General features: G+C 36.7%; 13 protein-coding genes. 8 read left to right on the top strand and 5 right to left on the bottom strand.

Annotated elements, in window-relative coordinates; all coding sequences use genetic code 11:
* Positions 1 to 25 precede the first annotated feature (25 nt).
* From tgt to MR062_RS16670, 6 genes are all read left to right on the top strand, one after another.
* The gene (tgt, locus tag MR062_RS16695) at positions 26 to 1,156 is read left to right on the top strand and encodes a tRNA guanosine(34) transglycosylase Tgt (RefSeq protein ID WP_242206379.1); all 1,131 of its coding nucleotides are present in this window, start codon (positions 26 to 28) and stop codon (positions 1,154 to 1,156) included.
* Complete coding sequence (locus MR062_RS16690) at positions 1,156 to 2,232, top strand: LptF/LptG family permease (RefSeq protein ID WP_317235867.1); 1,077 nt, start codon at positions 1,156 to 1,158, stop codon at positions 2,230 to 2,232. The genes tgt and MR062_RS16690 overlap by 1 nt, the downstream gene beginning before the upstream one ends.
* Positions 2,219 to 3,115 carry a DMT family transporter gene (locus MR062_RS16685; protein WP_242206377.1) on the top strand — a complete coding sequence of 299 codons (897 nt, stop codon included), beginning with the start codon at positions 2,219 to 2,221 and terminating at the stop codon, positions 3,113 to 3,115. The genes MR062_RS16690 and MR062_RS16685 overlap by 14 nt, the downstream gene beginning before the upstream one ends.
* A gap of 58 nt (positions 3,116 to 3,173) precedes the next feature.
* Complete coding sequence (locus tag MR062_RS16680) at positions 3,174 to 4,127, top strand: acetyl-CoA carboxylase carboxyltransferase subunit alpha (RefSeq protein WP_242206375.1); 954 nt, start codon at positions 3,174 to 3,176, stop codon at positions 4,125 to 4,127.
* Between the two features lie 167 nt (positions 4,128 to 4,294).
* Positions 4,295 to 5,836 (top strand): replicative DNA helicase, encoded by a 1,542-nt coding sequence (dnaB, locus tag MR062_RS16675; RefSeq protein WP_242206373.1) that lies wholly within the window; start codon positions 4,295 to 4,297, stop codon positions 5,834 to 5,836.
* A gap of 208 nt (positions 5,837 to 6,044) precedes the next feature.
* Positions 6,045 to 7,229, top strand: coding sequence for an asparagine synthetase B (locus MR062_RS16670; RefSeq protein WP_242206443.1), 1,185 nt, complete (start codon positions 6,045 to 6,047; stop codon positions 7,227 to 7,229).
* A gap of 223 nt (positions 7,230 to 7,452) precedes the next feature.
* Here the strand turns inward: MR062_RS16670 and MR062_RS16665 are convergent, their stop codons facing one another.
* Positions 7,453 to 7,893, bottom strand: a complete 441-nt coding sequence (locus tag MR062_RS16665) for a hypothetical protein (RefSeq protein ID WP_242206371.1) — start codon at positions 7,891 to 7,893, stop codon at positions 7,453 to 7,455.
* A gap of 290 nt (positions 7,894 to 8,183) precedes the next feature.
* On the opposite strand from MR062_RS16665, the gene MR062_RS16660 reads away from it, so the two are divergent.
* The gene (locus tag MR062_RS16660) at positions 8,184 to 9,731 is read left to right on the top strand and encodes a sulfatase family protein (RefSeq protein WP_242206369.1); all 1,548 of its coding nucleotides are present in this window, start codon (positions 8,184 to 8,186) and stop codon (positions 9,729 to 9,731) included.
* 5 nt (positions 9,732 to 9,736) lie between these two features.
* On the top strand, positions 9,737 to 10,159 hold the full coding sequence (locus tag MR062_RS16655) for a secondary thiamine-phosphate synthase enzyme YjbQ (RefSeq protein WP_242206367.1): 423 nt from the start codon (positions 9,737 to 9,739) through the stop codon (positions 10,157 to 10,159).
* An 88-nt stretch (positions 10,160 to 10,247) separates the two neighbouring features.
* Here MR062_RS16655 and rplT read toward each other — a convergent pair whose 3' ends face one another.
* The 4 genes from rplT to thrS all read right to left on the bottom strand — a co-directional run bounded on the left by rplT (position 10,248) and on the right by thrS (position 13,492).
* Positions 10,248 to 10,592, bottom strand: a complete 345-nt coding sequence (gene rplT / locus MR062_RS16650; RefSeq protein WP_242206365.1) for a 50S ribosomal protein L20 — start codon at positions 10,590 to 10,592, stop codon at positions 10,248 to 10,250.
* Between the two features lie 101 nt (positions 10,593 to 10,693).
* Positions 10,694 to 10,891 carry a 50S ribosomal protein L35 gene (gene rpmI, locus MR062_RS16645; RefSeq protein WP_242206362.1) on the bottom strand — a complete coding sequence of 66 codons (198 nt, stop codon included), beginning with the start codon at positions 10,889 to 10,891 and terminating at the stop codon, positions 10,694 to 10,696.
* A gap of 89 nt (positions 10,892 to 10,980) precedes the next feature.
* Positions 10,981 to 11,526, bottom strand: a complete 546-nt coding sequence (gene infC / locus MR062_RS16640) for a translation initiation factor IF-3 (RefSeq protein ID WP_317235868.1) — start codon at positions 11,524 to 11,526, stop codon at positions 10,981 to 10,983.
* 31 nt (positions 11,527 to 11,557) lie between these two features.
* Positions 11,558 to 13,492: a threonine--tRNA ligase gene (gene thrS / locus MR062_RS16635; protein WP_242206358.1), complete on the bottom strand. Its 1,935-nt coding sequence runs from the start codon at positions 13,490 to 13,492 to the stop codon at positions 11,558 to 11,560.
* Between the last annotated feature and the right edge of the window lie 268 nt (positions 13,493 to 13,760).

The raw sequence follows: 13,760 nt of genomic DNA, 5'->3' as shown, positions 1-13,760 counted from the left end.
TTGCTTCCTCGGGAGAATCAAGTGTATGAAATTCGAATTAAACAAAACAGATCTAGAAAGTAAGGCAAGAGCAGGGACAATTACTACAGACCATGGTGTTATTGAAACACCAATTTTTATGCCTGTGGGTACGGTGGCTTCGGTAAAAGGAGTGCACCAACGTGAACTTAAAAATGATATCAATCCAGATATTATTTTAGGAAACACCTATCATTTGTACCTAAAGCCTCAAACCGATATTTTAGAAAAAGCTGGTGGCCTGCACAAGTTTATGAACTGGGATAGGAATATTTTAACCGATTCTGGAGGCTATCAAGTTTATTCTTTATCTGCCAACAGAAAAATAAAAGAAGAAGGGGTTAAGTTTAAATCGCATATCGATGGAAGCTACCATGTTTTCACACCCGAAAACGTTATGGAAATTCAAAGGAGTATAGGCGCCGATATTATTATGGCATTCGATGAATGTACGCCTTATCCTTGTGACTATCATTATGCCAAACGTTCCATGCACATGACGCATCGTTGGTTGGATAGGTGTATAGCCCACTTGGAGAAAACGCCTTTAAAATACGATTACGACCAAGCCTTTTTTCCGATAGTACAAGGAAGTACCTATAAAGACTTAAGAGAACAATCGGCCGAATATATAGCCAACGCAGGAGCTGTAGGAAATGCCATAGGAGGCTTGTCGGTTGGTGAGCCTGCCGAAGAGATGTATGCCATGACCGATGTAGTCTGCAACATCTTGCCAGAAGATAAACCGCGTTACTTAATGGGAGTGGGAACGCCAATCAATATTTTAGAGAATATTGCGTTAGGTATTGATATGTTCGATTGCGTGATGCCCACCCGAAATGCAAGAAACGGGATGCTGTTTACGGCTCATGGTACCATTAACATCAAGAACAAAAAATGGGAAACCGATTTTTCACCTATAGACGATATGGGCATAACTTTTGTTGATACCGAATACAGTAAGGCCTATTTAAAGCATTTATTTTCGGTTAATGAATTGTTAGGCAAACAAATAGCGACCATACACAATTTAGGGTTTTATTTATGGTTGGTTCGAGAAGCCAGAAAACATATATTAGCAGGAGATTTTAGAACTTGGAAAGATAAGATGGTAAAACAAATGGATAAAAGATTGTAGTGAAAATACTGGATTGGTACATATTAAAGCGCTATCTGTTTACGTTTTTTATGATGTTGTTGCTGTTTATTCCTATTGGAATAACAGTTCACCTTGCCGAAAAAATTGGTAAAATTTTAGAAAATGAAGTGCCTTTTGGTGAGGTAATGCTATACTTTTTAGATTTTACCATTTATTTTGCCCATTTATTATTTCCACTTTTTTTGTTTTTATCGGTTATATGGTTTACATCTAAACTGGCCAATAATACCGAAGTAATTGCATTTTTAAGTTCTGGTGTTTCATTTACTAGGTTTTTAAGGCCTTATTTAATGGGGGCTTTTGTGGTTGCAATACTGTCTATTATTTTGGGGTTATATCTTGCCCCTAGCGCCAGTCAAGGGTTTAACGATTTTAGTTATAAGTATTTAAGAAAGGGGAGGAAGGCTGTTGAAAACACCAACGTATACAGGCAAATTAATGATAACGATATTATTTATGTAAGCCGTTTTGATGTTAAAAATAAAACAGGAAGTAATTTTGTTTTTGAGCATTTCGAGGATAATAAACTGGTTTATAAAATAGACGCGAGTAGTATTAAGTATATAGAAGAAGATTCTATTTATAGGCTTACAAATTACGTTAAGCGCAAGGTTGGTGAAGTAGATGATATCCTTGAAGAGCAAAGGCGTAAAGATACTGTCTTTTCGTTTGAGGTTGATGATCTTATACCGGTTATTTATGCGGCAGAGACTAAAGGTTATTCAGATTTAAGAGAATTTATAGCAAAAGAAGAAGCTAGGGGATCATCCAATATAGGACGTTATAAATTAGTGCTTTACAGAAAATGGAGTTTGCCTGTTTCTGTATTCATTTTAACCATTATAGCTGTGGCAGTATCCTCCATTAAAAGACGAGGCGGTATGGGGGTTAACTTGGCGGTAGGTATATGTATTGCTATGGTGTTTGTGTTCTTCGATAAAATATTTGGGGTAATGGCAGAACAATCGGACTTTCCTCCAATTATTGCAGTATGGTTTCCTAATTTTATTTTTGGTATTTTAGCTATATACCTACTAAAGAATGCCAAACGCTAGATTAAAAAACTATCTGCACCTTCACATTTTAGTATTCATCGCTGGCTTTACTGCCATTTTAGGTGAGTTAATTTCCATTAAGGCCATTCCATTGGTATGGTTTAGAATGGTTATGGCATCCATATTAGTGTTTGCTTATATAAAAGTAACCAAAGTAAAATTGAGTGTCTCACCAAAGGCTATTTTGCGATTTTCGATTGCAGGGGTTATCATAGCCTTGCATTGGATTACGTTTTTTGGTTCCATAGATGTAGCCAATGTATCGATTGCATTGGCCATGTTTTCTACAGGGGCTTTTTTCGCTTCATTTATAGAGCCTATAGTTTATAAAAGACGAATTATATGGTACGAAATACTCTTTGGAATATTTGTAGCTATAGGTGTTTATATTATCACACAAAGTGAGATAAAGTATTTATATGGTATAATACTTGGAATAGCATCGGCATTTTTATCAGCTTTGTTTGCGGTGTTAAATGGAGCGTTTTTAAAGCAACATACCGCTACCGTTATTTCGTTTTATGAGTTTATAAGTGGTGTGTTGTTCGTTTCGATTTTTATCATGCTTTTTGGTGATGGGTTTTCAACAGAGTTTTTTTTGTTGAGCAGTTCAGACTTTTGGTATCTTTTTATTTTGGCATCTATTTGTACAGCATATGCCTTTATAGCTGCCGTATATGTTATGAAATTAATAAGCCCTTTTACAGTGGTTTTAACCTATAACTTAGAACCTGTTTATGGCATTATATTAGCGGTGATTTTATTTCCAGAGAAAGAAGAAATGAGCGATTCATTTTATTATGGGGCTGCTATAATAATAAGTACGGTGCTTCTAAACGGTATAATTAAAAATGCAAAAACTTTAAAAAGAAAACGGACTTGACGATTTAAGACGATTAAAGTTTTTATATTTGTAGGCTAACAAAAACTAGGAATTTTTTATGGAATATTTAGAATTCGAACTTCCAATAAAAGAGCTTGAAGACCAATTGCAAAAGTGTAAGGTGATAGGGGAAGAAAGTGATGTAGACGTGACCGAAACCTGCAAGCAAATAGAAAAGAAATTAAAAGAAACCAGAAAAGATATATACAAAAACCTAACCGCTTGGCAACGTGTCCAGTTGTCCCGACACCCCGATAGACCTTATACTTTAGATTATATTAGGGCCATTTGCGGAAATTCGTTTTTAGAGTTACATGGCGATAGAAGTTTTAAGGACGATAAGGCCATGATTGGCGGATTGGGTAAAATAGGTGAACAGAGTTTTATGTTCATTGGTCAACAAAAAGGTTACAATACCAAAACACGACAGTATAGAAACTTTGGTATGGCCAATCCCGAGGGATATCGCAAAGCTTTAAGGCTGATGAAATCTGCTGAAAAATTTGGCATTCCTGTAGTAACCATTTTAGATACCCCAGGTGCCTACCCAGGATTGGAAGCCGAAGAGCGAGGACAAGGCGAAGCTATAGCACGTAATATTTTGGAAATGACACGACTTAAAGTACCAATTATAACAGTTATTATTGGTGAAGGAGCCTCTGGTGGAGCTTTAGGTATAGGAGTGGGCGATAAGGTGTTAATGTTAGAAAATACTTGGTATTCTGTAATCTCTCCAGAATCGTGTTCGTCTATTTTATGGCGCAGTTGGGAGTATAAAGAACAAGCAGCCGAATCGTTAAAGTTAACGGCGGCCGATATGAAGAAGCTAAAGTTGGTGGATGATATTATAAAAGAACCATTAGGAGGAGCACATAGAAATAGAGAAAAAACATTTGCATTGGTGAGTAATGCCATAGCGAAGTCTTTCGAGGAATTTAAAAACTTATCACCAAAAGAATTGGTCGACCAACGTATGGAAAAATATTCCAACATGGGGGTCTTCAAAGGGTAAGCCTTTTAAAATCATACTATAATCAAAATCTGAAGTACTAGCTTCAGATTTTTTTATGGTTATCGACAATATTTTTTAGTTGTTAACAGTTCAATTGTTAACTACCGGTGGACAACAGAAAATCGCATTAAGTAAAACAAACATTCTTTTTAGTTACTTTCGTAGTTATGAAACAACCCAACCAAATACAAGGTTATAAAGTAGATAAAAGTACACTTATAAATCTGGAAAAGGGAAAATTGCCTCCGCAAGCAATTGATTTAGAGGAAGTTGTGTTAGGAGCAATGATGATTGATAAAAAAGGGGTTGATGAAGTTATCGATATTCTTAGTTCAGACGCTTTCTATAAGGAAGCACACCAACATATTTTTGAGGCCATTTTCCAATTGTTCGAAAATAGCGAGCCTATAGACTTATTAACCGTTTCTAGCCAATTAAAGAAAAATGCAAAGCTGGAATTGTGTGGTGGAGATTTTTACCTCATTTCCTTAACTCAAAAAGTGTCATCTTCTGCACATATTGAGTTTCATGCCCGTATCATTCTGCAAAAATTTATCCAACGTAGTTTGATTAAGATTTCAAACGAAATTATAGAGGATTCTTACGATGAAACCAAGGACGTTTTTGATTTATTGGATAAAGCCGAGGCCAAATTATATGAGGTTACCCAAGGCAATATCAAAAAATCCAGTGAAACGGCACAAGATTTAGTAATTCAGGCAAAAAAGAAAATCGAAGAGATTTCTAATAAAGAAGGTTTAAGTGGCATTCCTACAGGGTTTACAAAACTTGATAAATTAACTTCGGGTTGGCAACCTTCCGATTTAATTATTGTGGCAGCACGACCTGGTATGGGTAAAACGGCATTAACCTTGTCTATGGCAAGAAATATAGCGGTCGATCAAAATATACCAGTGGCATTCTTCTCTTTAGAGATGGCATCTGTACAGCTGATAACCCGTCTAATTTCAAGTGAAACAGGCTTGTCTTCAGAGAAATTAAGAACAGGGAAACTGGAAAAACACGAATGGGAACAACTTAATGTAAAAGTAAAGGGGCTGGAAAAGGCGCCACTTTTTATTGATGATACACCCTCACTTTCCATTTTCGATTTACGCGCCAAAGCCAGACGTTTATCATCACAACACGGTATAAAATTGATTATGATTGACTACCTGCAGCTTATGACTGCCGGAGGTAGCAACTCAGGAAACAGGGAGCAGGAAATCTCTATGATTTCGCGTAACTTAAAAGCCTTGGCAAAAGAATTGAATGTGCCCGTAATAGCATTATCGCAGTTGTCGCGTGCAGTAGAAACCCGTGGTGGAAGTAAGCGTCCGTTATTGTCCGATTTACGTGAATCTGGTGCTATCGAACAGGATGCCGATATTGTAAGTTTTATTTACCGACCAGAATATTATAAGATTGACGAATGGGACGACGAAGAACGTTCTCCAACCGAAGGGCAAGCCGAGTTTATTGTCGCCAAACACCGTAATGGTGGACTGGAAAATATTCGATTGAAGTTCCTTGGACACCTTGGTAAATTTGATAATCTGGATGATTTCGATTCGCCTTTTGAGTTCCATAGTAAGATGAATGCCGCTGCAAATGATGACACATTTAAGTCAGATGATTTTAAAGCCAGTCCAGATCAAGCCTTCGGGAGCTCGTTTAACAATGGCGATGATGATGAGGTGCCATTCTAAATGTGTAAGGTTTTAATATTTTCTTAAATAGTTTATCCTAGCATAGATTTTAAGTATATTTCGGTGTAATAATAGATTTTTGTCATTTCGAAGGAGAAACGACTTGGAAATCTCATAAAGTTAGGTCGCTATTTTGAAAAAGGTATTTTCAGTTATATTAATTCTATTCATTTCCATAAAAGCGTTCGCTTCCTATATCCTTATTCCAATGGATGCCGAAGGTCAAAAAAATCATTTAAAAGCTTATGGTATTACCTATTGGACCTTAAGTAAGCAACAAAAAGTAAAATGGTTGCTAAATTACAGGGGCGGATCGTTTTTGTTACCAGATACCGAGGCAATTCAAAAGGAATGTCAAATTAGAGGCGTCTCTTTCGAAGTCATTTCTAATGCTAAAGCAGAAAGTATACTGGAGGATATTAGCAGCCCGAGTCAAAATATGGAAGCGGTGGTTTTAGAAAAAGCTCCTAAGATAGCAGTATATACACCTTATGGAAATCAACCTTGGGACGATGCCGTTACCATGGTACTTACTTATGCCGAAATTCCCTATAAAACAATTTATGATGAGGAGGTACTAAGCGATGGCTTGTTATTGTTCGATTGGTTGCACTTACATCACGAAGATTTTACGGGCCAGTATGGCAAGTTTTATGGCGCCTACCGTGCACAATCGTGGTATATAGAAGACAAAAAGGCTGCAGAAGCCTTGGCTGAAAAATTGGGATACGCTAAAGTATCTTTAGAAAAATTGGATGTAGCTAAAAAAATTCGCGATTATGTAATAGGCGGAGGGTTTATGTTTGCCATGTGTAGTGCTACAGATAGTTTTGATATTGCATTGGCCGCAGAGGGAGTAGATATTTGTGAGCCTATGTTTGATGGTGATGGTAGCGACCCCGCCTATCAGAATAAAATAGACTACAGTAAAGCATTTGCTTTTACAAACTTTATATTGGAACAAAACCCACTTACTTACGAGTTTTCATCTATCGATATGACCCGTAAGCGTAGAGTACCCAAAACAACCGATTATTTTTCCTTAATGGATTTTTCGGCAAAATGGGATCCCATACCTACCATGTTGTGCCAGAACCATACCGCTTTGATAAAGGGATTTATGGGGCAAACGACATCCTTTACCCGGGACGAAATAAAACCTAATGTCTTGGTAATGGGAGAAAATAAAGCTAATGGAGAAGCCAAATATATCCACGGTATTAGGGGGAAAGGTTTTTTTACATTTTATGGAGGCCACGATCCAGAAGACTACCAACATAGAGTAGGCGATTCTAAAACCGAATTGGATTTACACCCTACTTCACCAGGGTACCGCTTAATTTTAAATAATGTGCTATTTCCAGCAGCACGAAAGAAAAAGCAAAAGACTTAAAGCCTGTTTAAGAATTTTGTGATTTGGGAATTATTATAAATTCTTTTAAAGCTATTCTACCCAGAATTTTTAAGTACAGCTGGCTACGGTTCAAAATCATGACAAAGAAAAGACTTCACAGGTTTTTACTTCGACTCAGCTCAGTTCAGTTCAAGTAAAATCTGTGAAGTCTACAATATTAAACAGTGTTTTAAATAGATGATCGGTTTAGTTATACACGTTACTATTCGGCAACAAGTGTGCGTTGGAAGGTATATTTAAACCCATCTGAAGCAGAACCTGTTGAGAGTTCGTTTTCGTCAATAACCATGGTGTTTTGGGATGAAAATGTTAATTCCCCAACTTCAGTACCATCAATGCTTAAATAATTTCGGGAAGCTACCTGTGCAAGCGAATAACTGTAAGTGCCAGAATCAAGAGCATCTTCTTTGGTATCGTCGGTATTGTTATTTTCAACGGTTAATGTTGCAGTCGTTTCATCAAAAGACCAAACAATAGTTTCCAGTTCAAAATCATCATTAACACCAGAGACGCCACCCGAAACATTTCTTAAATGCCAAAGGCTTTTATAGTTTTGTAGGTCTTGGTTGTCATCTGAGTTTACCGAACAGCTTGTAGTAATACCTAGAATAATGGCCAATAAATAAATGATGCTTTTTTTCATGTTTTTTTAATGTTTTTGGTGAGTTTGAAGTAATCTAAAAGATACTTATAGTTATCAATTTGAATTTAATATAGAGTCTTATTCAATAGATAATAGATTATCTATATTTTTAAGCGTTGTAAACGAGTTCAGATTGACCAAAATTTCACTTTTAGAAAGCCCCAATTAATTATTTCTATTTCATTTTATTTACTTAATAGATGCAGAATTGTAGGATGGTTGCGTCCCGTTTAAATATAATTCCATAAACAGGATGAAAATTGTATTTTTAGCTGATAAATATATCTATTATGAAAAACTCCTGGACAAGATTAATTTGTATACTATCTGTCATTTTATTTTTTAATTGCAAAAGTGAAAACAAAGAAGAAGCAACAAAAGAGCAACCAAATATTCTATTCATTCTTTCAGACGACCATACTTCCCAAGCATGGGGTATTTACGGCGGCTTGCTGAAAGATTATGTTAAAAATGATAATATTAAGCGCTTAGCGGATGAAGGCATAGTGCTAAACAATGCATTTTGTACTAATTCTATATGCTCACCAAGTCGTGCTAGTATTTTAACAGGGCAATACAGTCATGTTAATCAAGTGTATACATTACGCGAGTCATTGCCTAATGGGCATCCTAATATAGCCAAGACCTTGGGGGCTCATGGGTATCAAACGGCATTAATTGGCAAATGGCATTTGGTAGAGCAACCAGAGGGATTTCAGTATTTTAATGTGCTTCCAGGTCAAGGAAGGTATTGGGATCCTATCCTAAAGAACAAGGACAATTGGAAAGACGGACATGATGGCTCTGGAGGAAAAATATATAAAGGCTTTTCTACCGATGTGATAACAGGTTTGGCCATAGAACATCTAAAACAACGTGATGCTTCTAGACCATTTTTTATGATGTGTAATTTTAAAGCAACCCATGAACCATTCGAATATCCAGATCGATTTAAAGACTTGTATAGCGATGTCGATATTCCAGAGCCAGAGTCGTTATTGGATTTTGGAAAGGGTACTGGAGGAAGAACTTTTGTTGGCCAAAAATTGGAAAACCTGGAAGCAAGATGGCAAGAAGCTTACAAGCACCCTGATAAATTTTGGACCAGTTATCCTGGGTTACCGTTTGAAAGAGAAGGTTTGGATAGCATAGGGCTAAGACAAAAAATATATCAAAAATTTGTAAAAGACTTTATGCGTTGTGGTGCTGCCGTAGATGATAACATAGGGAAGCTTTTGGATTATTTAGACGAAGCAGGTATTGCAGATAACACGATAGTGATTTATACTGCAGACCAAGGTTACTTTTTAGGGGAACATGGTTTTTTTGACAAACGCTTAATTTATGAAGAATCGCTAAGAATGCCTTTTGTTATACGCTATCCTAAGGAGTTAAAAGGCGGGCAACGCATTGACGATATTATTTTAAATATAGATTTTGCAGCCCTTTTAGCAGACTATGCTGGTGTTGAAAAACCCAACTATATCCAAGGAGAGAGCTTTAGGGAAAACTTAATGGGAAATAAGCCTGATACCTGGAGGCAAAATATGTATTACCAATACTGGTTGCACGAGACTAAAAGGCCGGCGCATTATGGTATACGAAATAATAGATACAAATTGGCCTATTTTTATGGAAAGGGCTTGGGTAAATATGGTTCGTCTAACCAAGAGACAACACCAACATGGGAGTTTTATGATTTGCAAAGAGACCCTAAAGAGCTTAAGAATGTAATCAACGATACGGAATACCAACCTATAATAAATACAATGAAAGTGGAGCTAAAACAATTGCAAACACAGTATAATTTACCAAATGATGTACCAGATATAGAATAAGTAGGATGCAAATTTTTCAAAAGGAAATACAATTAAAGCCTTATCCAAGAGGATTCCATTTAATTACAGAAACAGTATTACAAGCTATTCCAGAAATTAAACAAATTGATGTTGGGCAATTGCAAGTGTTTATAAAGCACACGTCGGCCAGTTTAACCATTAATGAAAATGCAGATGCTACGGTTAGGGCAGATTTTGAAAGTCATTTTAATGTGATGGTACCGGAAAATGCACATTATTATAAGCATACTTACGAAGGGGCAGACGATATGCCGGCTCACATTAAATCGTCTATATTAGGAGCCTCTGTACAAATTCCAATTACAAAAGGAAAGCTTAATTTAGGTATTTGGCAAGGGATATATTTATGTGAACACAGAAATTATGGTGGAGCCAGACATTTGGTCATAACTGTGTTTGGCGTTTAATGTCATTCAAAAAAAAATCCGATCGCGCCAAAGGCAGATCGGATTTTTACATTAAGCGAATAATATGTTTTACAATAGGCGATACGCCTTATTTTACTTTATCTACAACTGCTTTAAAAGCTTCTGGGTTGTTCATCGCTAAATCGGCTAAAACCTTACGGTTTAATTCGATATTGTTAGCTTTTAATTTACCCATGAATTGAGAATAAGATAATCCATGTTCTCTGGCACCAGCATTAATACGTTGGATCCATAGTGCACGGAATGTTCTCTTTTTGTTTCTGCGGTCTCTGTACGAATATTGCATCGCTTTGTCAACCGCATTTTTAGCTACTGTCCAAACGTTTTTACGTCTTCCAAAGTAACCTTTTGCTTGTTTAAGAACCTTTTTTCTTCTGGCTCTCTTTGCTACAGAATTTACTGATCTTGGCATATTGTTTAATTTTTTTTGTAGTAGGCGGTCTATTTAAAGACACTTTGTATTGCTTTGCCTAACTCCAGGGTTTATAAATAATTTAACCGGTTAAAATAATGTTACTTTAAACGCAACATTAATTTAACATTGTTCTCGTCGGCCTCATGTACCGTAGTAGTATGAGTTAACGCTAGCTTACGCTTTTTAGACTTCTTTGTTAAGATGTGACTTTTAAAAGCGTGCTTTCTTTTAATCTTACCAGTACCAGTTAACTTAAAACGTTTTTTGGCACTAGATTTTGTTTTCATTTTAGGCATTGTTTTCTCCTAGTTTTTAATTATTTCGCTTAATTGCTTTTGTGCCGAATTTATTTCAGCATCATACTTTATATACTATATAATACGCTTTACTTTTTAGGAGCAATAAACATGGTCATTCGTTTACCCTCAAGTTTTGGCATTTGCTCTACTTTTCCAAATTCCTCTAAATCTTGGGCCAAGCGTAACAACAATATTTGTCCTTGCTCTTTAAATACAATAGAACGTCCTTTAAAAAATACAAAGGCTTTTAATTTGGCACCTTCTTTTAAGAACTTCTCTGCATGTTTCTTTTTAAATTCGTAATCGTGGTCATCGGTTTGGGGTCCAAAACGAATTTCTTTGATTACAACCTTACTGGTTTTCGCTTTTAAGGCTTTATCACGTTTCTTTTGTTCATAAAGAAACTTTTTATAGTCCATAACTTTACATACAGGAGGATCTGCATTTGGTGAAATCTCAACAAGGTCTAAACCTTGATCATCGGCAATGCTTAGAGCCTCTCTAATGCTGTATATACCTACTTCAACATTCTCGCCAACCACTCTTACTTTTGGCGATGTAATTTTAGAGTTAATTCTGTGCTTATCCTCTTGTTTAACCCTTTGGGGTTGTCTTCTTCTTCTAATTGCTATGGCTTATAATTTTAAATTAAACTTATTTTTCTTAAAACGTTTTTAACGTTTTATCAATATCTACTTTTATTATTTTGGCAAAGTCTTCAATAGAAATCATTCCTAAGTCTTCACCACCATGCTTACGCACAGTTACTTTGTTTTCATTTTCCTCTTGTTCCCCAATAATGAGCATGTAAGGGTGTTTTTCCATTTCGGCTTCCCGAATTTTCTTCCCAATAGTCTCATTTCTATGGTCTACAAGGGCGCGAATTTCGTGATTTTCTAGCAAATTTAAAACTTTTTCAGAGTATTTTTCATATTTCTCGCTAAGTGACAATATTTTAACCTGAATAGGCATAAGCCAAATCGGGAAATTACCACCAGTATGTTCTAATAGTAATGCAACAAAGCGCTCCATACTTCCAAAAGGAGCTCGGTGAATCATAACAGGTCTGTGTAGTTCATTGTCACTGCCCTTATAGCTTAGGTCGAAGCGTTCTGGTAAGTTGTAATCTACTTGAATAGTACCCAGTTGCCAACGTCTTCCCAAAGCATCTTTAACCATAAAGTCTAATTTAGGACCATAGAAGGCAGCTTCACCAGTTTCTATAACATAATCGAGACCCTTATCTTTAGCGGCATTAATAATGGCCTGCTCTGCTTTTTCCCAATTGGAAACATCACCTATATATTTATCGGGGTCTTTCGGATCCCTTATTGAAACCTGGGCAGTAAAGTTCTCGAAACCTAAAGAACCAAATACATAAAGCACTAAATCTATAACATTTTTAAACTCTTTATCCAATTGTTCAGGTGTACAGAATAAGTGAGCATCGTCTTGAGTAAACCCTCTTACACGGGTCAATCCGTGTAATTCACCACTTTGTTCATATCTGTAAACCGTTCCAAATTCAGCAAAGCGCTTAGGTAAATCTTTGTAGCTCCATTGTGAGCTTTTGTAGATTTCACAATGGTGCGGACAGTTCATGGGCTTTAATAAAAACTCTTCATCCTCTTTAGGCGTATGGATAGGTTGGAAACTATCTTCCCCATATTTAGCATAATGGCCAGAGGTAACATAAAGCTCCTTTTGGCCAATGTGAGGAGTAACTACCATTTCATAACCCGCTTTTTTCTGGGCAGCTTTTAAGAAGTTTTCCAGGCGCTCACGTAAAGCGGCACCTTTGGGCAACCATAAAGGTAGACCTTGACCCACTTTTTGTGAAAAGGTAAACAGTTCCAATTCTTTACCTAATTTTCTGTGATCCCGTTTTTTAGCCTCCTCTAAAAGCTGTAAATATTCGGTAAGCTCTTTTTGTTTAGGGAATGAGATACCATATACTCGGGTCAATTGCGGTTTGTTTTCATCACCTCTCCAATAAGCACCAGCAACACTCAATACCTTAACAGCTTTTATAATGCTGGTATTAGGAATGTGGCCACCACGGCATAGATCGGTAAATGTAGAATGGTCACAAAATGTTATAGTGCCATCCTCGAGGTTTTCTATAAGTTCAGTTTTAAATTCATTGTCCTTATATAAAGCCAAAGCTTCAGCTTTACTTACCGAGCGCATTTTAAAATCATGCTTACCTCTGGCAATCTCCAGCATTTTGTTTTCAATGGCTTTAAAATCCTTTTCAGATATCGTATGCTCACCAAAATCAACATCATAATAAAACCCATTATCAATAGCAGGGCCAATGGTTAGTTTTACCCCAGGGTATAACTCTTCGATGGCTTGAGCTAAAACATGCGCCGATGAGTGCCAAAATGCAGTCTTACCTTCGTCGTCACGCCAAGTATAAAGAACTAAAGCTCCGTCGGTAGTCAAAGGAGTAACAGTTTCTACTTTTATATCATTAAAACTTGCAGAGATTACATTTCTGGCAAGCCCTTCACTAATGCTTTTAGCAACGTCCATTGGTGTAACGCCTTTGTCAAACGATTTTACACTGCCATCGGGTAATGTTATATGTATCATTAATATAAATTAAAATTCGGCTGCAAAGATAAGAGTATAACTAAACACTTACAATATATATGTATGTATAATTTCTTTTTATAAGATTAAGTTGGCGTGCCCTAATAGGGCCGGGCTTTCACTACTCGCTGCCAAGTGTCCTGGCGAGCTCAGGCATGCCGTTCAATCCCTCACGCGGGGTCAGCGCCGGGGTGGGGGCGCAGTAACGGATTGGTTTTGCGTTCCAAGGGACATTATATATATAGTACAGGGAAGGGCGGCAGGGCCA

Source organism: Aestuariivivens insulae (genome assembly GCF_022662195.1).
GTDB classification, from domain to species: domain Bacteria; phylum Bacteroidota; class Bacteroidia; order Flavobacteriales; family Flavobacteriaceae; genus Aestuariivivens; species Aestuariivivens insulae.
The sequence above is the reverse complement of the archived record's forward strand: the minus strand, read 5'-3'. Positions and strand labels throughout refer to the sequence as shown.